The organism is Deltaproteobacteria bacterium (assembly GCA_026712905.1).
Lineage (GTDB): Bacteria > Desulfobacterota > Binatia > UBA9968 > JAJDTQ01 > JAJDTQ01.
The window spans coordinates 21,533-41,820 of record JAPOPM010000178.1 but is presented as its reverse complement, the minus strand read 5'-3'; the positions used below and the strand labels follow the sequence as shown (position 1 = coordinate 41,820).

Annotated in this window: 13 protein-coding genes and 1 pseudogene; 7 read left to right on the top strand and 7 right to left on the bottom strand. The window is 67.8% G+C overall.

Going from position 1 to position 20,288, the window contains the following annotated elements:
- Nucleotides 1-302 precede the first annotated feature (302 nt).
- Nucleotides 303-2,123: a hypothetical protein gene (locus OXF11_15120; GenBank protein MCY4488426.1), complete on the top strand. Its 1,821-nt coding sequence runs from the start codon at nucleotides 303-305 to the stop codon at nucleotides 2,121-2,123.
- Between the two features lie 9 nt (nucleotides 2,124-2,132).
- Here the strand turns inward: OXF11_15120 and OXF11_15115 are convergent, their stop codons facing one another.
- The gene (locus tag OXF11_15115) at nucleotides 2,133-4,256 is read right to left on the bottom strand and encodes a HEAT repeat domain-containing protein (protein ID MCY4488425.1); all 2,124 of its coding nucleotides are present in this window, start codon (nucleotides 4,254-4,256) and stop codon (nucleotides 2,133-2,135) included.
- A gap of 325 nt (nucleotides 4,257-4,581) precedes the next feature.
- Between OXF11_15115 and OXF11_15110 the strand changes: the two genes are divergently transcribed.
- Nucleotides 4,582-5,910: an ankyrin repeat domain-containing protein gene (locus OXF11_15110; protein MCY4488424.1), complete on the top strand. Its 1,329-nt coding sequence runs from the start codon at nucleotides 4,582-4,584 to the stop codon at nucleotides 5,908-5,910.
- Between the two features lie 48 nt (nucleotides 5,911-5,958).
- Here OXF11_15110 and OXF11_15105 read toward each other — a convergent pair whose 3' ends face one another.
- The 4 genes from OXF11_15105 to OXF11_15090 form a co-directional block, all read right to left on the bottom strand.
- Entirely contained in the window at nucleotides 5,959-8,634 is a 2,676-nt protein-coding gene (locus OXF11_15105) for an arsenate reductase (azurin) large subunit (protein MCY4488423.1), read from the bottom strand.
- Nucleotides 8,635-8,646: 12 nt separating this feature from the next.
- Nucleotides 8,647-9,222 (bottom strand): arsenate reductase (azurin) small subunit, encoded by a 576-nt coding sequence (locus OXF11_15100; protein MCY4488422.1) that lies wholly within the window; start codon nucleotides 9,220-9,222, stop codon nucleotides 8,647-8,649.
- Nucleotides 9,223-9,264: 42 nt separating this feature from the next.
- Nucleotides 9,265-10,359, bottom strand: a complete 1,095-nt coding sequence (locus OXF11_15095; GenBank protein MCY4488421.1) for a c-type cytochrome — start codon at nucleotides 10,357-10,359, stop codon at nucleotides 9,265-9,267.
- 116 nt (nucleotides 10,360-10,475) lie between these two features.
- Nucleotides 10,476-11,540, bottom strand: a complete 1,065-nt coding sequence (locus tag OXF11_15090) for a c-type cytochrome (GenBank protein MCY4488420.1) — start codon at nucleotides 11,538-11,540, stop codon at nucleotides 10,476-10,478.
- Between the two features lie 273 nt (nucleotides 11,541-11,813).
- On the opposite strand from OXF11_15090, the gene OXF11_15085 reads away from it, so the two are divergent.
- Both OXF11_15085 and OXF11_15080 read left to right on the top strand, forming a co-directional pair.
- Entirely contained in the window at nucleotides 11,814-12,224 is a 411-nt protein-coding gene (locus OXF11_15085; protein ID MCY4488419.1) for a c-type cytochrome, read from the top strand.
- 110 nt (nucleotides 12,225-12,334) lie between these two features.
- Complete coding sequence (locus OXF11_15080) at nucleotides 12,335-13,375, top strand: hypothetical protein (GenBank protein MCY4488418.1); 1,041 nt, start codon at nucleotides 12,335-12,337, stop codon at nucleotides 13,373-13,375.
- Between the two features lie 101 nt (nucleotides 13,376-13,476).
- Here the strand turns inward: OXF11_15080 and OXF11_15075 are convergent, their stop codons facing one another.
- Nucleotides 13,477-13,947: a DUF3365 domain-containing protein gene (locus OXF11_15075; GenBank protein MCY4488417.1), complete on the bottom strand. Its 471-nt coding sequence runs from the start codon at nucleotides 13,945-13,947 to the stop codon at nucleotides 13,477-13,479.
- 235 nt (nucleotides 13,948-14,182) lie between these two features.
- Nucleotides 14,183-14,335 (bottom strand): annotated as a pseudogene (locus OXF11_15070) (ammonium transporter).
- 1,949 nt (nucleotides 14,336-16,284) lie between these two features.
- Between OXF11_15070 and OXF11_15065 the strand changes: the two are divergent.
- From OXF11_15065 to OXF11_15055, 3 genes are all read left to right on the top strand, one after another.
- Entirely contained in the window at nucleotides 16,285-17,301 is a 1,017-nt protein-coding gene (locus OXF11_15065; GenBank protein ID MCY4488416.1) for a tetratricopeptide repeat protein, read from the top strand.
- A 32-nt stretch (nucleotides 17,302-17,333) separates the two neighbouring features.
- Nucleotides 17,334-18,773 carry a HAMP domain-containing protein gene (locus OXF11_15060; protein MCY4488415.1) on the top strand — a complete coding sequence of 480 codons (1,440 nt, stop codon included), beginning with the start codon at nucleotides 17,334-17,336 and terminating at the stop codon, nucleotides 18,771-18,773.
- 151 nt (nucleotides 18,774-18,924) lie between these two features.
- Complete coding sequence (locus tag OXF11_15055; protein ID MCY4488414.1) at nucleotides 18,925-20,265, top strand: SPOR domain-containing protein; 1,341 nt, start codon at nucleotides 18,925-18,927, stop codon at nucleotides 20,263-20,265.
- Nucleotides 20,266-20,288 lie beyond the last annotated feature (23 nt).

Genomic DNA, 20,288 nt, shown 5'->3' with positions numbered 1-20,288 from the left:
CGTTCATCTTCGCCCACGAGGACTGGGAGTGCGGACGGGAAGGAGTTCCCTGCCGCTTCGGACCGGAGCGCTCGGGGCGGTGCCCGGCACGCGCCGAATGCATCCCGCAACGGAGCGGCGACCGCTGGCTGTGCCGCCGGCCGCTGGCCCGCGGCGGACCCTGCGAGAAGGGTCCGCTGCCTCACGGGGAGTGCTGTTTCCCGCCGACGCCGTGCGTACCTCGGGCGACGACCCAACGCCGGCTGAGAACCGCGTGGCGGCTCGCGGCCCTGTGCGCGCTAGCGGCCGCGATGGTCCTTTTCATGAACCGGCCCACGCTCTTGCCGGGGCCGGTGCTGTCGAACCACGCGGCCTTCGAGAATGACTGCGGCCAGTGCCACGCGAGCGTGGAGGAACCGTCTCTCGCGTGGGCCAAGGACATCGCCGGCGCGGCACTGTTCGGCGTGAAACGGGACTTGGCCAACACGGCCCGGTGCATGGCCTGCCACGACTTCGGCCCCGACGCCCTGGCCGCGCATGGAACCGTCCCGCCGGCCGCTCACCCGGCGGCGACGGACCAGGACGAGAGCCGGCGGGCGTGGTCCGAGACGCGCCGCGCTTCGCTGACGACGCGTCTGGCGGCGGCGGTGCTGCCGGCGGACTACGCGATGTCGGACACCCCGGGAGCCCGGGGGTCCATCGCCTGCGCCGTCTGCCACCGCGAACACGAGGGCCGCGACTTCGTCGCCACCGCCATGACCGACGCCCGCTGCCAGGTCTGTCACACGGGTGCATTCACCGGTTTCGCCGGACACCCTCCTTTCACCGACTATCCCCATCACCCTGTATCCAGGGTCGCCTTCGACCACGGCAACCACTTCAGCCGGCACTTCGCCGCCGCGGCCAAGGATGGCGCCACGCCCCCCGCGACCTGCGGGACGTGCCACACCGGCGAGATGGCCATCGACGGCTTCAGCGCCTGCGCGTCTTGCCATGAGGCCGAGCTCACCCGCCCGGTCGCGGGCTCGCCGGATCTGGAGTTCCTGGCCCCGCCCGGCCTGGACCTCGAAGTGCTGGCCGACGCCGGCATCGGCGACTGGCCGGTGGATGCCGAGGCCGAGCCCAACGCATTCCTGCGGCTGATGCTCGAGGCCGGCGGGTATCTGGACGCCGCCGACATGAAGACCGTCAACGAGGCCGACCTGCTGGATCTGGCCGATGCCGGCGAGGAAGAGAGACGGGCCGCCGCCCAACTGGCCTGGGCGTTCAAGAAGCTGACCCGTGACCTGGTGCGGGAAGGACCTTCGGTATTCGTAGAGGCAGCGCAACCGTCTTCCACGGTCAAGGCCGATCTGGCCGGTTCTCTGCCATTCGAGGTGGTGCGCCACGCGGCGGATCAATGGTTTCCCGAGTTGGCGGACGAGCTTGAACGGCACCAACAGGGCGAAACGATGGAGACCCGCGCCATCGAATTGGACCTGGACGACCCGGAGGGCGTCGAGGACATGGAAGAATGGCTGCGCTACGGCGGCTGGCGATACCACGAGCTGGCGCTGCGCTACCGGCCCACCGGACACGCGGACCGTTTCCTGCGCGGCTGGCTGACGTTGTCCACCACCCCGACCGACACCGGCGCCGCGCTGTTTGCCGTGCTCACTGACGAAGAGGCGCCGTCGGCAGGCTGCGCCAAGTGCCACGTCAGCCGCGTGGAAGGGACTCCCGCCTCCGGTGGCGGAACGCAACCGGTCCCGCGTCTGAACTGGTTCGCCCGAGCGACGCGCCACGTCCCGCCGGCGCGAGTGGGCGAACCTCCCGGATCGGGATCCGGCACGGCGCGCGCAACGGATCCGAGCATCGAGCCGGACACACTCCGGCATCTGCGGACCTTCTCGCACCGGTCCCATCGGCAGGCGGTCCTCCAAAATGGATGCGTTTCCTGTCACCGGGTGGCGGAGAGCAAGGAGTCCCGGCGAAGCGCGGCCGGGTTCGCGCCCGTGTCACCCGCCGACTGCGCCACCTGTCACCGGGAGAAGACCGGGCTGGCCCGCTGTCTGACGTGTCACCGCTACCATTTCGAGAAGGACGGAGACCGACGGCTCCTCACCGGCGACCGTGCGGCCGCCCGCGAGCCGTCCGGAAAGTGAGACGGGCTTCTACACCCCGTCACCGGCCAAGGCCTCCAGGATCACCAGCAGCGCCTGCCCCGCGACCTCGCCGGCGGCCACCATTCGGAGCAGGAGCTGTCGCGCCTCGGGGTGCCGCCGGGAGGTATCGGTGAGGCTGTCGCTCCAGCCGCCGTCCACGAGCTTCCTCAAACCAGCTTCGAGCGCGCCGCTGTCATGACCCGCCGCCATGGCGTCCGCGGCGGCTCGGCGGACCAGCCGCGAAGGGTCGCCGAGGGCGCGCATGACCGCCTCGCGATGGACCCCGGCAACAGCCGTCACCGCTGCCGCGCGCACCGAGGCATCGGTATCGTCAAGCAATGGGACGATCCTTGAAGCCGCATCGTGCCCCGTGCCGGTCACGGCCCGCGCCGCGGCGCAGCGCACCCGCGCGTCGTCGCATCCCAGACACCGAATCAGGACTGCCCGGAGGCCGGGCGGCAAGGGCATGGCCCGCGCGCGTTGGGCGACGGCCTCGACCGCCGCCGCGCGCAGGTCGGGTGTCGCCGCTTCGGCCGCTTCGGCCAGTGACTCGTCGATCCCCTCGGCCGCGCAGTCCGCCGCCAGACGGACCGCCACCAGGCGGATGTCGGCGTCGATGTCGTCCGCCCCTTCCACCGGCACGCGGCGGGAGCGCGCCCGGCCGCCGCGCGACGAGGAGGGCGAAAGCTCCGGGGAAGGCGCCGTCGTCTCCGTTGCCTGAATCGCTTCGAGGGTGGAGCGAGGGTAGGACAAGCCTCCGACATCGCCGTCCGAACCGGCCGCGGCAGCGCCCGGCGCCGGCGCATCCACGGGGACGATGCCGCCTTCGGGCGTAATGGCGACCGGCCCGCTTCCCTCCCCGGTACCTGCCTGGTCCGGAACCTCGTCGTGAAGGGACTCCGGCGCCCGCAGCCGGCCACGCACGGCGTCGACCAACAAGTCGCGCGCTTGGCCGCGGACGTCCTCGGATGCGTCGTGGGTCAGCGCCGCCGCCGCCGCCAACGCGGCCAACCGGACCTGCCGGACCGGATCTGCCGCCGCCGGACGCAACGCGGCCAGCGCGTCACGGGTACCGATCTTTCCCAGCGAACCGAGCGCGGCGATACGTACCTCGACGGCCGTTTCCGCATCCGTCGCCCTCTCCCGCAGCACGCTCAGGGCGTCCTCCCCCTCCACCTTGGGCAGCACCCGCGCGGACGCGGCCGCCAAGGGTGTGTCCCCGTCACGCAACCACGTTTCCAACTTCGCGCCGAGGTCCGGCTCATCCGCCGGGGACAAGCACCCGGCCAGCGCTTCGAGGGCCACGCGGCAGACCGCCGGTGCGGTATCGGCAAGCGCACGCCGCCCGATGTCCGGCCGCCCGGGCACGACCCGCGCCAGCGCGGCCGCGCGAACCGAAGGATCCGGGTCGTTCAGGGCCATTTCAGGCAAGGCCGGGTCGCCGGCATCCAGGTTGTCCGCCGCGAGCCGGCGCACGCCCGCGCTCGGATCGCCGACCAGACGGTCGCGCAGCGGCGCCAGCCGTTCCCGGCCGGCCCGCGCCAGCGTCGCCAGAGCCCGTTGCCGAACCCGCTCGTCGCCGTCGTTCAGGAAGTCGAGGAGGGCCGCGATTCCGCGCCCCGGCATCTTCGCGAGAGCGGCGAAGACCACGTGGTCGAGTTCCTGGCCGGCCTCGTCGGACCGGACCCGGAGCAAGTCATCCGCCGCGGCCTCCGCGCCCATTTCCCCGAGGGCGGCGATGGCGGCCACCTGCACGTCGAGCCAGTCGTCCCAGGAACCCTCTTCCCACGCCACGTCGGACGCGCATCGATCTCGCGCCAGCGCCCGCAGCAACGCCGTGGAGGCTTCGTCCCGGAGCCGGCTCAAGGCCCCCACGGCCGCCGTCTTGACCTCGCCCACCGGGTCGCCCTGCAACGAACGCCGGATCGCGGCGGCGTCCCGCGGCCGGGCGCAGCGCGCCAGCGCCACCATGACATCCGCGCGTACGTCCGGATCCGGGTCCACCAACGCCTCCACCAAGGCCGGCGCCGCCTCCTCGTCGCCCGAGGCGCCGAGGGCGCGGGCGGCCGCGCAACGAATGGGTTCTTCGGGCGCCCGGAGATAACGGGAGATGGCCTGAATGGGATCGTGCATGCGACAAACTCACGCAAGAGTGGAAGAAAGCGTCCTGCCCCGCTTCACTTGAGCGTCCTCCGCATGGCGTACTCTCACGGAAAGACAAACCGCGGTCAAGGTGGCGACGAGCCGAAGCGCACCGTCAGGCCCGCGGGTGCGGCCGTTCCTGCACTCGGTTGACTTCGACACTTCCCTCCAATAATTGCCGAGAGACGGGAAAAGCGGCGCAGCGGCGGGCGCCCGCAAAGGGGTGCGCCCTCCCGGCCGATGACGGGAGTACGAGGCCCATATTGCGGTTTGGGCACGGGGACGGTTCCGTGACAGTGGTGAGACGAGGCCAGGCATGAGCAGGAGATTGCAGCAGCCGAGCGGCTCGGGGCTCCGACATTTGGCGTTGCGGACGTTGGTCCTTGCGGTTACGGCCGCGATGCTCTGGCTCGCGTTGGCGTCGGCGCAGGAAAAACCCCCGCCGAACCAGACGGGTCTGAGCGCGCTGGAGGTATGGGAGGGTGCACCCTTCCGAACCGCGCGGGCGGATTTCAGCGGCGGCTTGGAGAAGGGCCTGGAAAGCCTGGGCAAGGGACTGGTCGGCATGTTCACGCCGCGGCTGGAAAAGCGGCTGGAACTCAGTCCGGTTTTCCGGAGCGACGTAAGCTCCTATTCGGTGCGGATCGGCTACCGGGTGACGGAAATCTCGATCCTGGCGTCGGCGGTGCCGTCTGGCGCGAGGATCGAAGTGACCGGTATCGGGCCGGGCGGCGTCGCGCTGAAGCCCGGTCCGCGCATGGACGGTATCGATATCAGCCTGGGCGACAGGCAACTGCGGGCCGATGTGCTCACCTCCTTGAAAGACTTGCCCGTAGGGAAGAGCAAGGTCACGGTGCGGGTCGCGGGCGGGGCCGGGGACAAGACGCGCAGCGCCGAACTGGCGGTGGTGCGCCTGGACGCCGACTTGAAGGATGCGGAGGAGCGGCTGCTGTACTTCCGGGGGGCAGCGGAAAAGGGGAAGGCGGATGCGCTCTCTCGCGCCATCGAGGCGGGCGCGGACGTCGATACGGTGTTGGCGTTCGGGACGCAGCGGGCGACCGCCCTGGTCATCGCGGCCGCGATGGGTTTCGGAGACGCGGTGGACGTCGCCATCCGGGCGGGCGGTGACGTCAATGGCGTATTTCACGCTCCCGGAGACAGCGCGGACGGCGCTTCCGCGCTTCTGCTGGCGATCCAAAAAGGGGACGAGCGGATCGTGCGGCTGCTGCTGGGCGCGGGAGCCGACCCCAATCTGACTCTGCCGGGTCCCGAGGTGCACAGGAAGTATTCGCTGGCGGGCGCAACGCCGCTGCTACTGGCGCTCGGCAGAAACGAATACCGGATCGCCCGCGTGCTGATCGAAACGGGAGCGGACGTCAACCGGACCCTTCCGGACGCCTTGGCCGGTTCAGATGCGTCGCTGTCAGGTGCGTCTCCCCTGATGCTGGCCTCCTTTCTCGGAAAAGCGGATCTTGTGGACGCTTTGATCGAAGCCGGCGCGGACGTGAATCACATGATCCCCGGGGAGAGGCGGAGAGGTGGCCGGAATCCGCGGACGGCGGGACTGACCGCGCTGAAAGCGGCAACGCGCCAAGGGCACACCGCCATTGCGGATCGGCTGAAGGAAGCCGGCGCGACACGATAATTGCCGGTTCGCCGCGCATCTTTGCAAACCGATTTGTGAGACACCACCCTAGATCATGTCGCGGCGGGCGAACGACATGCTGCGGAACTGGCGCTTGTAGGGGCTCTCGCCCAGGCGCCTCAGCCGTCCCACCCCCATCTTGTAGTTGTAGTTGCCGCTGACCCAGTCCACCACGCGGCCCGAGAGGGCGTTGGCGGGCTGGCTGGTCTGCAGGAAATCCATGAAGCCGACGCCCTTCTTGATGGCCGGAGTCACGATCACCACCGCGGTGATGGCGCCGCGGGTCAGCTCGATGTAGCCGTTACGGAGCAGCGCGGTGAAATCGAAATCATCCGCCTCGACGCCGAGGATCGTTTCCTTCTGCACCGGGATGCGGTCGGAATAGACCGTCGCGTAGTCGCCGCTCTCCAACCCCCGCGCGCGAGCGTCGTCGGGGTGCAGCTCGATCCAGTTCTCGGGCCAGCGCTGCTCGATGTAGGGGCGCCGCCGGTCGTCATAACCCGACTGCCAGCGCTCGTTGATGCGCCCGGAGGTGATCCAGATCTCCCCTTCCCGCGGCTTCATCCACTCCCAGTAGCCGGAGAAGAGTTCCCACGGCGCCTTCTGCAGGTTCAGTTTCCCGGTCTGGGTGTTGAAGTGCGTCAGCTTCTTGTTGAAGACCGTGGCGCCGGCCGGACCGTCGTCCGGCAGCACCCGGTTTACGTCATGGAGGCGCTTGGTCTCCTCCAGGGTGCCGTCGGCGCGCATGAGAACCGGACCCTGGATGCCGTTGTTGCCGAACTCACGGAGCTTGTCGTGAAGGGTCTTGCCCTCGCGTTGGGCGGCCACCTTGACCGCGAAGAAATCCTTGCGCGAGCCCCGTGAGAAACGCGCACCCTCTTCCAGCACCTGGTTGGAATCCTCCCAGTCGAAGCCCTCGAAGCCCATCTTCCGCGCCAGTTGCGCGATGATCCACCAGTCCGGCCGGGCCTCGCCGGGGGCGTCGTAGAACTTGGGGTAGAGGCGGATGCGACGCTCGCCGTTGGCCCGGGTGAAGGTCTCCTCGCCCCAGCCGGCGGCCGGAAACACGATGTCGGCGTAGCGTGCGCCGATGGGATCCACCAGGTAGATATCCTGGTCCCACACCGCCATGCCCCCGGAGTCCACCCGCCGCTTCAGCGTTTCAACGACCTCCTCGCGGTCGAAGCTCCGCACCTGGTGCGGGTTGCGCGTCGTCAACTCGTCGAACTTCTCCTGCAGGGACTGGGTGCCGCACATGCCCTGGACCCAGGTGTTGCCGATGACGTGAGCGAGGCGCGTGTGTCCGGACATCAGGTAGCGGTCGGTATCCAGCGCTCTCCTGCGCCGGCCCGGCAGCTTCTCCGGGCTCTTGTTGCGCGGGTAGCTGCCGCCCCGCAGGCCGCCGCGCTGGTGTCCGCCGGCTCGGCCGACGACCTGGCCGGGCCGTCCCCCGGCGCCGCAGACGATGCCCAGGGAGGCGATGGCGTTGGTGTTGCCGGTGTTGTTGGACCAGTAACAGCCCTTCTCGATCATGATCGAGGTCTTGGGCCGGGAGCCATCGGCACGCGGCTTCGCCATCCACTCGGCGGCGGTATAGATCTTCCGGACGTCGATGTCGGCGATGGCGGCGGCCTTTTCCGGCACCGCGTAGTCCTGGGCCAGCAGCCACTTCTTCCAGTCCTCGAACCCGTCGGTCTGGAACATGCCCCAGGTCGTGCGCCACTGCCACGGCGTGTTGCGCGTGCCCTGTCCGAAACCGGACGAGCTCTCCCACTTGGAGTTGACCCAATCGCGGATCCACTCCCGGTCCTCCCACCCGTTCTCGACGATCACCCGCGCGATGGCCATCAGCACCGGCAGGTCGGTGCCCGGCTGGATGTCGATGTACAGGCCGCCCTGGCTTTCCGCATAGGCGACGCCGGCGGTGCGGCGCGGCAGCATGAAGATGGCCTTTTGCCCGTTCTGGATGCCGGGCATGATCCAGTCGGTGAAGAGGATGGTCTTGGTCTCGTAGGGGTCCGTGCCGCACATCAACAGCACCTCGGCGTCGCGCCAGTCCTCGTAGGACGGCCCGAAGTTGTCGAACCCCGCATCGCGAAAGCCCGGCGTGGACGTGACGTCGGACGGCGTGTCGTGGAACGTGAAGTTCGCCGTGCGCACGTTCCGCAGGGCGTACTTGGTGATGGCGTAGGTGTTCTCGAGATAGCCGTAGGAGAACGTCTTCACGGCGTAGGCGTTGGTGCCGTGCTTCGCCAGGACGTAGTTGCCCACCTGCGCCGCGACGTCGAGGGCGAAGTCCCATGTCACCGGCATCAGCACCCCGAAGATCCGCACCAGGGGAGACCGGAGCCGGTCGCGGGTGGGCTTGTCAGGGTTGTAGACCTTCTGCGCGATCAGGCCGCCCCGCACCGAGGAGTCGCCCTGGTAATTGACGAAGTCCGTGTCCTTGTCCGGGACGATGACGACATGGTGCGGCCGGCCTTCGTGCAGGACGATGTTGTGCTGGTCCGCAACCACCCAGGGGCCCAGGGGCTCCACCGGGAAATCCAGGCCGAAGGCGTTGTCATCGGCCCCCGGGCCGCCGTTCTTCCCGCGCCGCACGGGCCAGCGGTACACCTTGTAACCGCACGCCACCACGCAGTAGTCGCACGCCGTGGAGATGACTTCGGCGTCCGGCGGCGGCAGCGGCACGTTCTGTTCAGGAATGTGATACGGCGTAGCCATGACAGCGAATCCTCACGACTGGAGATTGTCGGACCGGCCGTAGATCAGGCCGAACATGCCGACCGCGTAGATGTCGTCGCCATCGAGCTCCAGCAGCACCTGTGGCAGCGATTGATATGCCTGGCCCGAAATGAAGATGCCGTGGCGCGTCAGGTCGAAGGTGGTGAGGTGCAGCGGGCACGGCCCCAATGCCTTGTCTCCGCCCCGATACGTCCCCTGGAGCGGGCCGCCCTGGTGGGTGCAGGTGTAGTTGAACGCCACCACGTCGCGGCGGGGGCCGATGCCGCCGCCCGCCGGGGTGCCCAGCTTCACCAGGATCGACTCCGCGTAGTCACCCTCGTCCGGATACTCGAAATCGACAGGCTCATCCAGCTCCAGGGACGACAGCTTGCCGATGAGCTTTCGCGGATAGGTGGACACCACCGCCGGCGTTTGCGCCTCGGGACGCCCGGGGATACCGACCATGATCACCGCGGTGGTGATACCGCTCCACAGGAGAAAGCTGCGCCGGCTCACGAGGCAGGGCGTGGAGTCGTGTCTCTCCGGGTCGCCCGAGGTTTCGGCGGGTTTTCGGCAGGATATCGTCATGGTGCTGACCTCCGGGATCGGCGCGACTTCACCTTCCGCACATTATGAGCCCGTCCCGCCCGGCGGCGGGAGCGGCTCCATCACCGGGATGTCCGGTGTCTCCATCAGGATCTCCTCGCCCGAAAGGCTCTCCAGGAAGGCCACCAGATCGTCTTTCTCCGCGTCGGTGAGGCCCAGGGGTCGGATCAACGGACTCTTGGTGGCGGCGAACTCGTTCTCGCCGCCACCTCCGTTGTAGAACTCGACCACGTCGCGCAGCGTCTCCAGCATGCCGTTGTGCATGTAGGGAGCCGTGTACCGGGTGTAGCGAAGGCTCGGGGTGCGGAACTTGCCCAGGTGCTTCTTCTCCTTGGTCCGGAAATAGAGACCCGGGTCGTCCTTGGTCTTGCGGTACATGGCCTCGGTGACGCCCTTGGCGTAGAGCTCGAAGCGGAAGGTGATCTGCGCCACCGCGTCGTCTTCCCAGCCTTTGTAGGGGGGTACGCCCACGTTGTGGTACTTCTCGTCCGTCAGCAGCGACCCGTGGTGACAGGCGATGCAGTTGGCCTTGCCGGCGAACAGCGCGAGGCCCCGCTTTTGCGGCGCGTTCAACGCGGCATCGTCGCCGCGCATGTAGCGGTCGAAGGGCGTGGCCGTCTGGACCAGCGTACGCTGGAACGCGGCGATGGCCATGTACGCGTGGCGGATGTTGGGCCAGTCGTCGCCGAAGACTTCCTTGAAGCGGCGGCGGTACTCGGGCACGAAGGCGAGCCGCGCCTCCATCATGTCGTCCTCGCCGTTCCCCGCCACCGCGCCCCTGGCGGCGGAGCGCGCCTGGGACTCCAGCGATTTGGAGGACCCGGCCCAGAAGAGCTTGCCGTAGTAGGCCGCGTTGATGATGGTCTGGCTGTTGCGCCAGTGTATGGTGCCGGGATAGCCCGTGCTCACGGCTTCCGGCACCGACCAGCCCGCCTCGGGGAAGTGGCAGACGGCGCACGGCATGGCGTAGTTGCCCGAGAGGATGGGATCGAAGAACAGCAGCTTGCCAAGCTCGACCTTCTCCGCCGACATCGGGTTGTCCGCCGGGACCGGCGGCGGACCCAGGGGCTCCAACCCGGGCGGCCGCACGGCGCCCGCCGGCGCCGCTACGGCCAGCATCGCCGCCATCAGGATCACGAGAATCACGTTCACCGCCGTCTCCCCCAATGTCCGGGACGGTTCGCCGGCATGACCATCCGCGGCGCCGCATCTAGTGTTGCGCTTGAGACGCAACACTAGTTGGGTGCCTTGCGCCAGTCTCGAACCGGCTCGTAATCGTAGTCGTCCACGCGCCAGACGAATTCGTCGGTATTGAACGTCCGGCCGCTCAGCGCCCGGAGAAAAGCCACAAGATCGGCCTTCTCGTCCGCCGTCAGCCCCAGGGGCTTGAGCCGCCGGTCCTTGAGCGGGTCGTCGCCGCCGCCCGCGTCGTAGAAGTCCACGACCTCCTCCAGCGACTGGAACACGCCGTTGTGCATGTAGGGGGCCGTCCACTCAAGCTCGCGCAGGGTCGGGGTGAGGAAGCCGCGGCGGTCCTCCGGCCGGTGCGTGCGCACGTACGCGCCGGGATCCTCGCGCAGGCTCATGTAGTTCTCGATCCCCATGAACTTGGCGTAGGTCACGAAGGCCGAGTGCCGTCGCGGATCGGCCCATATCTCCGGATTGTCCGGGACGCCCGTGTTGTGCGGCTTGTCGTCGGTGTATCGTGCCCCCGAGTGACACGCGGCGCAGCCCGCCCGGCCCTGGAACAGCGCCTGTCCCCGCCGGGCAGCCGCCGAGAGCGTACCCGTGTCCACCGGCGCGCCGTGCGAGACGAGAGTGCCCAGGAACACGGCCAGGGCCCTGCGCGCGCCGCCGTTGGACGGCTCGCCCAGCCCGGCGGCGCGGAACATCTTCACATAGACCGGATCCTGCTTGAGACGTTCCTGCATGAGCCTCATGTCCATGTTCATGAGGTAGGTCTCGGTGATCATCTCGCGAATGACGTCGTTGAGGTTCGTGCCCAGGCGGCCGTCGTGCATCCACGCGGCGCGGCCGCCGACATTGGCGAGGGTGGGAGTGTTGCGGAAGTGGGCGGCGCCCGTGTAGGCGGCGGACAGGGGCTTGCCGTCGCTGAACGCCTTGTCCGGTTGGTGGCAGGTCGCGCAGGCGAAATTGACGTCGCCGGACAGCCGCTCGTCGTAGAACAGCCGCTTGCCCAGTTCGCCCCGGGCCGCCGCGACGTCCTTTCCGCCCTCGGCGGCCGCGTTCACCACGGCGGCCGAACACAGCAAGGTCGCCAGGACCAACGCGAAGGTCATTCTCGTAAGCACCACCTGCCGAGCCCCCTGTTGCAAGAGACCTTCTTCAACCGAGTCGAGCCAACCGTGCCGGGCGCCTCGAAACCGGCACCAGGGCAGGTATCCGACAACATCATCCTACCACCGGCAGCGGCACCGAAACAACAAGGAAGACGCTCCCGCGGGTCCGTCGTTCTCTTTCAATTCCCGCCGGCAGTACCTAAATTGTAGGAGGAAGGGCCACACCGACCGGTGGCCGGCAACCCATACACCATGAGCACGGGAGGCTTCACGATGGCACCAGGCATTCTCCTGTTGTCGGCACTTATGACATGGGCGGCTTTGGGTGCGAACACGGCCTTGGCCGAGCCGGACCTGGCGGCCGGCAAGAAGGTCTTCAAGCGGTGTCTCGTGTGCCATACCGACGTGGCGGGCAAACACAAGACCGGACCCACGCTCCACAAAGTCCTGGGCCGGCCCGCGGGAACGGCCGAAGGATTCCGATACTCGGCTGCCTACGTGCGCGCGGGCAAGGAAGGCCTGGTCTGGAGCGACGAGACCCTGTCCCAGTACCTCAGGAACCCCAAGAAGTTTCTCCGGGGCTTTCTCAAGGACCCCAAGGTCAAGTCGCGCATGACGATGAAGTACTTCAAGGAAAAGGACCGGCGTAACGTCATCGACTACATGAAGTCCCTCGACGAATGAACCGGGACAAGGCCCGTGCGCCGTTGACACCGGTAACCCGCTTTGGTATCGGCGTCTCATGGCCCGCAAGCCGAGGAACACTCGGGCTGGCAGCCGAAGGGAGGCAAGCAATGACCACACAGGAACCGCGCGGCGTCGTGCATTGGATCGATCACTTCATCGTCGGCACCAACGACATGGTGAACTGGGTGGACTGGGCGGTGAACGCCACCGGCATCACCCGCCGGCCCATCAACGGCATCACCACCAAGGCGCGACAGAAGGATGTGCCGATCATGTGCTTCCTGTGGTGGGAAGGCGAGTCGTGCCGCATCGGCGCGTTCCTCCAGCCCGAGGTCTACCCGGAGACCAAGCCCCTGGGCGAGGAGTTGCCGCGGTGCGGCTTCTACATCCGCGCCGAGGACGTCGACCGGCATCTCAAACGGCTCGACCGCCACGACATCCCCCATACCGACCCGGTACGGACGGCGGACGGCGGCGACGAGGGCACGGTGATCTACTTCGCCGATCCCGACGGCAACCAGTTCGAGTTCTGGGCGCCGGAGCACATGCCCGAGGGCGCCATGGAGATCTGCACCACCGAGGGCGTCGGGCGCATCAGCCACGCCGTGTACGGTTCCCGGGACCTGGGCCGCACCGCCGACTTCTTCGGCAAGTATTGCGCCCTGGAACCGGAAGTGAACCCCAACGTGGCCGAGGGCAACCTGGTGCTGCGGCTGCAAGCGGGCGGCCGGCTCATCTACAAGCTCGCGGACCAGGTGGACGAGCGCGTGGCCGGACACGGACCGTGGTGGGACATGCATACGGCGCTGACCGTGCGGGCCGACGAGTTCATGCCCAACTACCGGCGCATGTGGGAGACCCTGCCCGAAGAAGCCATGGCCAAGGAGGACGACACCCTCACCCTGGAGCAGGAGGACGCGCTGCCCGCGCGCACCGGCCTGCACCGCAGTCCGGTGGGCTACCGCTGGAAGGCCATCTTCGAGCGCGGCGACGAGTTCTACGACTGGGACGGCCACGCCTTCCACTTCTTCGGCGGCCGGCCCGTGAAGGACGACGGCTCGCTCGCCTTCTACACCATCGTGGAGCAGGAAGAATACCTCACCGACGTCGTCATCGAAGCCGAGAAGGCCCGCGCGGCGCAAGGCTGACGGCCGTTCCCGTTCCCGGTCGAGATTGGCGGCGGCGGTTTCGAGCAGAGGAAAATGGCGCGCCCGCGCTGCTCTCGAAGCGCCTTCGGCCGGCGTGGAATTCAGGGCAGCGGGATACGGACCACGATGCCGCCCATGACGTCGCCGAGCTTGAAGTCCGTCCGCGGGCTGTTCTTGTGGGCGTTGTGGCACGTCACGCACGAGGGCGATACGGCGACGTCGGCATACACCGCGATGAGATACTCCCGACCGTCGCGGGTCTCTCCGCCATAAAAGGGCCTTGACGCATTCTCGGCGACACGGTCCAGCCCGGTGCGTTCGACCTCGGTTCTCGGCTTGCTGTTCTTGTTGATGGGCCACTTGGACAACAACGCGTAGTCGAACGCATCGGTCGTCTTGGCCGCCAGTCCCGCTCCCATTTTGAACATCTGAGCCGGCAACGGCAACACCTTGTCCCGCTCCCAGTGCTCGCTGGCCTTGAGCACCTCATCCACGTCCTGCAGGCGATAGACCACCTCGTTCGCATAGACGGTACGGTCCGACGACAAAACCGCGAACAGCGCGTCGGCCATGACCCTCGGGGAAATCCCCGTCGATTGTTTCGGTTGCTCTGGCGGGGGCTTGCTGTCACAGGCGGCCACACCCGCGACGAAAACAGCGGCCGCGAGGCGGAGAAGACTCCATCTGGTCGGCAAGTATTTCATGGATCACTACTCCCTTCTTACCCTCTCGATGACCGCGCCAGTTTCGCTAGCCCGAATTCCGGGTAGGCGCCGTTGTCATGTTCGGCGGCGTCCAGACCGGCCATCTCTGGCCCAGCACGATCACACCCGCCAGGGCGAGCCAGCCACCGGTGGAGTGCACTACGGTGGCGCCGGCGAAGTCCACCATCCCGCGAGCCGCGAGCCATCCACCACCCCGGATCCAGTGCCCCACGATGGGATAGAAGACGAGCGAGATCGGAAACGGACTATCACCCTCCCGTCTCGCCCTTGACGTCGCTCACGGCTCGAAAGCCCGAAGTTCACCCTGTTCCGCGTGCTCACGACATAATGGATAAGCATTTCTTGTTGGAAATTAAAAGCGCTATATTGTTCTTAAAGGGAAACTTGATCTTTAAGGATAATTTGATATAGATGTATTCTTTTTGGCGCAGACATCCGTCAGCGTCTCGTAGCCCCGTCCTTGCGGGCGGGCCGGCGCCGGAGGTCTGTGGCAGGGCGGAAGTCCGTCGGGACGTGTCTTCGGCCGACACTTCGGGTGCTCCAGGGAGAGGGTACATGGAACACAGAGAGCGAAGAGCCGGACTCGATCCGAACGCGAACAGCGGCGCGGAAGAGAAGCGCGACCAAAGCCGTCGCGACCAGGGCCGTCCGGCTCGCGTGGGAGTACGAGAGGCGCCGGATTCCCGGAATACCCCGGACCGGGAAGTCATCGGCGCCCCGTGGTGGGATGACGACCCGACGCCCCCGGAGACCCCGGAGGCAGAGCCCGATGCCGGCAAGGCGCCCCCCGCCGCACCCGGCGTGTCCTCGCGTGGGGGGTATCTGTACAGAGGGGTAAGGTACGACGAGCCCACTCACGCGCCAGGGTCTCACGCGCCGGACCGCCACGATGAGCCGGCGCACCGGGCCGTGGCAGCCACGAGTCCGCAGTCTCCCCCGGCCGTTCCTCCGGCCCAACGGGAAACACCGGCCGAGATGGGTCTCGGCCCTGGCTCGTGGTGGGAGGACGATCCGAGGCGCCTCGTTGGGATCGAGGCCAGGCCCGGAAGCGAAGAGGCAACCTCCAACATGCCTCCGAAGTCCGACTATGCGTCCAGCGATGCCAGGTACCGCGAGCCCATCTCCGAACCGCCCGTGCCCCGTCCGCCCGCTCCCGAGCGAGGGTCCTCGGCAGCGAAAGGAGCCGGTGGGAGGGCCGACACGGCAGCGTCCGCCGCGCCGTCGGAGGAACCATCGGCCGTTCTTCCGGCCAAGGAGGAACCGGCCGCCGCTCCCCCCGGACGAGCCGGGGACGAGAGTCCCGCCGATGCCTCTCCATGGTGGCCGCGTGCCCGGCCCGAGAACGTGGCCGAGCAAGCATCCGATCCCGAGGAGGCGGCCGGCGCCTTCTCCGGCGGAGCCCCCCTGCTGTACAGGGGCACGGGAGACACCTCGCCCGTTCCCGACCCAAGGTCCGGGAAACCCGAAGCCGGCCGTGAACCGGTAGCCCTGTCCGTGCCGGCCGCCCCGGCGGAGGAACCGTCGACCCTTTCTGCCTCACAGGGGGAGGCAAGCGATCCCACCGACGCTTCGCCCTGGGGGCACGGCCATTCCTGGCCCCAGGACCCGGCGGGACCACAATCCGATGCGGGGGAGGCGGACGACGACCCCACCCCTGCCGCGCCGCTTCTCTTCAGGGGGACCGGTTCTCCCGCGCCCGTCCCCGACCCAAGGTCGCGCGAGCCGGAAGAAGACGGTGAACCGGCGCACCTGTCGGCGCCGGCCTCCCCACCGGAAGAAGCGCCCACGCTTCTGAGTGATCCCGTCGACGCTCCGTCCTGGCGGTGGGGCCACTCCTGGCCCGAGAACCTGGCCGAGCAAGCACCCGATCCCGGGGAGGCGGCCGACGAGCGCGCTCCCGCCACGCTCCGTCTCTACAGAGGAACGGGTTATCCCGCGCCCGTTCCGGACCCGAGCTCCCGGGAGCCGGAAGAAGACAGCGAACCGGCGCGCCCGAGCGTGCCGGCCTCCCCGCCGGAGGGATCAGCCGCCCTTCCCCTCGCCGGAGTAGCGCAGACACACGCCGAAGCAGAACAACGTTCGGGGGAAGGCCGGTCGGGGAATCGCGAAGAGCCGGACCGGGAGCCTGCCGCTGCACCAGCCGGCTCGCCCGCGCCGACGCTTCCCGACGGTTCACCGGGCGAGTTGATTCGCGCCATTGTGGCCCGGGTCTGTCCCGGCGAACTGCTGCTGGTCGATACTGCCGAGGCCCCGTTGCCGGAGTGGGTCGACGCGGCCGTGACCGGGGCGGCGAACGACCTGGACCGACGGCTGGCCGCGGGCGAGTCGGTCGGTGCGAATGACTACCTTCGGCTGGCCATCGTCGAGAACGTCTTGGGCCTTCACGTGGAAGCCGAGAGCCACCTCAAGGAGGCGTTGCCGCGGAGCGACCAGTTCGGCGCCGTCCTGAACGCGCTGGCCGTCACAAGCCTGGCGCGCGGGAAACTCGGTCCGGCCATCGTCTACAGCCGGGAGGCCCTTCGCGAAACCGGTGGAGACGATTCCATTCGGGCGGCGGCGTCATCCAACCTCGGCGACTTCTGCCGTCTTCAGGGAGACGCCGCCCAGGCGGTCGCGGCGTACGAGACCGCCATGGACTGCCTTGGACCGGAAGGGGACGCCCGCTGGCTCTCACGGTTGCACTTGCGCGCCGGCCGGCTCTACCGGGGTCTCGACCAGAAGGACAAGGCGCGTTTGCACCTTGCCGATTCGGTCCGGCTGCTGAAGGATTCCGGCGACGACATCGCGCACGTCCGCGCACTCGCGGAGCTTGGCTCGGCCTTGAACGACCTGGGCCTGCACGACATGGCCATCAGACACTTCGAAGGGGCGATCCGGATTTGCCTGAAGACCGGGGACAAGCACGGCGCCGCGCTGGTGCAGGGCGAGATGGGAGTTGCCTACATGGCCCAGGAGCAGCTCACGCGCGCCCTCACGTACTTCGACAGCGCTCTCTCGCTTTACCGCGAGTTGGGCGACCGCGCCGGTGAGGCGGCCACCCTGGGCAACATCGCGAAGATCCACGATTTCCGGGGTGACGCCGACGAGGCGCGGAAGTTTCATGAAGCTTCCTTGGGGATCCGTGACCAGGGTCACGAAGCCGGCGATGAGGACGGCGCGGCGGCCCGACAGCCGGAGCAGAAGGAAGAGGACCATCAATGACTCAGTCCCTTGGTATTCGTTTCGGGTTGGCCGTGTTTCTCCTCGTGTGGATTCCACTGCTGGCCGTGACCGGGTGGGGAGCGTACTGGCTGTGGCTGCGAGTGGATAGCCGGCCGGCCGCCGCTCTTGAGTCGCTTGCGTTGCGCGGCGACGCGCAAAAGCTCACGGAGGCCGCTACGGACCTGGCCGCGTCGATCGACGGGTTCCTGCTCGATCGCATCACCCAGGTGCAGACCTGGGCAACGTCCCCGGTGGTGATAGAGTCGGTGCACGAGGTGCGGGCCGCCCACGAAAAACAGGGGTTCGACGACCTTGCGATTCCGCAGATCGAGAGCAGGTTCCGGGTCAGGAAAACCCTGGGACTGGCCCCGGCGGCACGCGCATACCTGACCGAACAGGTCAGGATGTCTCCCCATTTCGCCGAGGTCTTTTTCACCGACGAGCAGGGCTTCAACGTGGCGTTGACGAACCCGACCTCGGATTTCGTGCAGTCCGACGAGACTTGGTGGCAGCAGGCGTGGTCATCCGGATTTCACGTAGGGGATATCGAGTTCGACCCCTCCGCCAACGTGTGGTCGGTGGACCTTTCGGTGCGCATTCATGACAAGGGCACGGGGAACGCGATCGGGGTGATGAAGGCGGTCCTGCCGGTGCGCTTCGTCCAGTTGTCTGCCGACCGTCTCGCGCGCCGCCTTTCCGCGCCCGGCCAGCTATTGCACACCCAAGTCCTGGACCCGGCGCAGGATGGCCGCGCCTCCTCGGCGGATCGCGGGGCGCGAACTTCCCAAGGCTCGGAAGGGGTGCGGACCCAGTTCCTGGTCGTGACTCGCAACGGGTCCTTGATCGCGGAGACGCGCTCCGCCCACGCCCGCGGGCGCATCATGCAGCCGGAGATCAGCCTGCGCACGGATGCGTCCCTCGCACACTTGAACCGTTCCTATGAGGGCGATCGAAGCGGCGCATTCATCGCCACGCGCAGGGACTCGCAGAATCGCCAGGACGACCCGTTCCCCAGTTCTCTGATAGGGTTCGCGCGTTCAGCGAGTACGGGCTTTTACACGTCAGTCATCGAGAACTTCTCCGGCTTCGACTGGATGATCATCGTGGAGGCACCGAATCTGAGTGATCGCACCGTCTTGCCGGAACTCGGCGGGACAGGATGGCAAGACCAACAGAATCGGGGACGCGATGTCCTGTGGCTCGCCGTGGCGCTGTGGGGGGCGTTGCTGCTCTCTTCGGTCGTGCTGTGCTGGCTGTTCGGCAAGTGGGTGCTGGACCCCGTACGCACGCTGATCCAAACCGTGCAGCGCATGGAGCAGGGCCACATCGGCGACCCGATCGCCGTGTCATGGAAGGGCGAGTTCGCCGAACTCGCGGCCGCCCTCGATCGCATCCGCAACATGATCAGCATGATGGCGGACCGTGTACGCCAACTGAGGACCGCCCAGACGCAGCCAAGGCCACCGGAGTGATTCGACGCCACATCACTCGTATCCGGGAGTCTGCCGGATGACCCTACGCTGGTGTCCCGCAAATTCCCGGCACAATTTGCTGGTCTTTTTCGCCGTCGGCTCCGTTGCGTCACCCCGGACCTGACCCAATGGACGTTCAGGGATGACCAGAATGTCCGTGATCAAGAAGTTCTCCGCGACTGCGCGACTGGCGACCCTGACGGCAGGGCTCACGTTGTCAGTCGGCGCATGCACCGGGCTCCCGGTGGAAGGGGAACCGCTCGGACCGGCGGAGCAACGGCAGTTGAAGAGCAGTCTGAACGTGGCCGCGGCGTCGGCGGACGCCGGCCAGACCCAGGCCGCGGAGCGACTCTACACGCAACTCGCGCGCCACTACCCGAGCGCGCCGGAACCCCGTCTGGGACTCGCCTACCTAGCGTTGGGGGAGGGAGACTTCACCCTCGCCGAGCGACTTTTCGGCGAAGCCGACGAGAGATCCGCGACGCCCGCCGTCAAGGCCGAGGCCCTGTTGGGGGCGGGCCGAGCGAGTCTTGGAATGGGAGACCCCGCGGCCGCGAAGAGCCGTTTCGTGGCAGCTTCGAAGGTCGCCAAGGGCACCGCCGCCGAGGCCTGGGTGGCCAACGGCCTAGGCGTGGTGGCCGCGCTCGATGGCGATCACGCGCAGGCCCGGACGCACTACGAGAAGGCGGTCCGATTGTCGTCGTCGCATCCGAAGATCACCGCGAATCTGGTGCGCGCGCTTGCCCAATCGGGCGCGGCACGGGAGGCACGGCAGCTCTACTCCAAGTTCCCCGCTTCCCATTGGCTCGAAGGAGACGGCGAAGCCTTGGCGCGTTTGCTCGACGAAAGGGAAACCGGCGCGGCGGTTGCTTCCGGCGCCAAGGTGCAGCTTTACGCCGCCCGCTCGCGCAAGGGGGCGCTGGCCGCCTGGAAGCAGCTCGCAGCGGCGGAAAAGGACCTGCTCGGTGCGCTGACGCCGCGCGTGGTGAAGGCGGACGTTGCGAAAAGAGGCGTGTTCTACCGACTTCGCGCGGGTCCCTTGGCGGACAAGGCAGCAGCCCGGCGCTTGTGCCGCCTGCTGAAACGCCGCGGCCGCGACTGCTTCGTCCCGGCGGGGAAATGGCCCGGCGGAAAGGCGGCGGAAAGGCCGGGCTCGCCCGAAATCGCCGGCAAGCACAGCGGCGAACGCGCGAACGCGCGCGCCGCCAAACAATCGGCGGGGAAGCAGGCGCCGGGCGCGGCGGGGGCTTCGGTACAGATCTACTCCGCGCGTTCGCACGCCGGGGCTCTGGCCGGGTGGGGCCGGCTCGTCGCGATGGAGAAGGACTTGCTGGACTCCTTGACCCCGCGCGTGGTGAAGGCCGACGTGCCGAAGAAGGGCGTGTTCTACGGCCTTCGCGTTGGACCCTTCCCGGACCGGGCCGCCGCCAGGCGGTTGTGCGGACTTCTCAAGGCCCGTGGCAGGGACTGCTTCGTGCCACCGGGGAAATGAACGGCGGTGGAAGCAAGGTGTTT

Bases quoted from the DNA above. Each gene is read 5' to 3' on its own strand.
- OXF11_15120 (MCY4488426.1), top strand. From the start codon at position 303: ATGAACCGGCCCACGCTCTTGCCGGGGCCGGTGCTGTCGAACCACGCG.
- OXF11_15115 (MCY4488425.1), bottom strand. From the start codon at position 4,256: ATGCACGATCCCATTCAGGCCATCTCCCGTTATCTCCGGGCGCCCGAA.
- OXF11_15110 (MCY4488424.1), top strand. From the start codon at position 4,582: ATGAGCAGGAGATTGCAGCAGCCGAGCGGCTCGGGGCTCCGACATTTG.
- OXF11_15105 (MCY4488423.1), bottom strand. From the start codon at position 8,634: ATGGCTACGCCGTATCACATTCCTGAACAGAACGTGCCGCTGCCGCCG.
- OXF11_15100 (MCY4488422.1), bottom strand. From the start codon at position 9,222: ATGACGATATCCTGCCGAAAACCCGCCGAAACCTCGGGCGACCCGGAG.
- OXF11_15095 (MCY4488421.1), bottom strand. From the start codon at position 10,359: ATGCTGGCCGTAGCGGCGCCGGCGGGCGCCGTGCGGCCGCCCGGGTTG.
- OXF11_15090 (MCY4488420.1), bottom strand. From the start codon at position 11,540: ATGACCTTCGCGTTGGTCCTGGCGACCTTGCTGTGTTCGGCCGCCGTG.
- OXF11_15085 (MCY4488419.1), top strand. From the start codon at position 11,814: ATGGCACCAGGCATTCTCCTGTTGTCGGCACTTATGACATGGGCGGCT.
- OXF11_15080 (MCY4488418.1), top strand. From the start codon at position 12,335: ATGACCACACAGGAACCGCGCGGCGTCGTGCATTGGATCGATCACTTC.
- OXF11_15075 (MCY4488417.1), bottom strand. From the start codon at position 13,947: ATGGCCGACGCGCTGTTCGCGGTTTTGTCGTCGGACCGTACCGTCTAT.
- OXF11_15055 (MCY4488414.1), top strand. From the start codon at position 18,925: ATGTCCGTGATCAAGAAGTTCTCCGCGACTGCGCGACTGGCGACCCTG.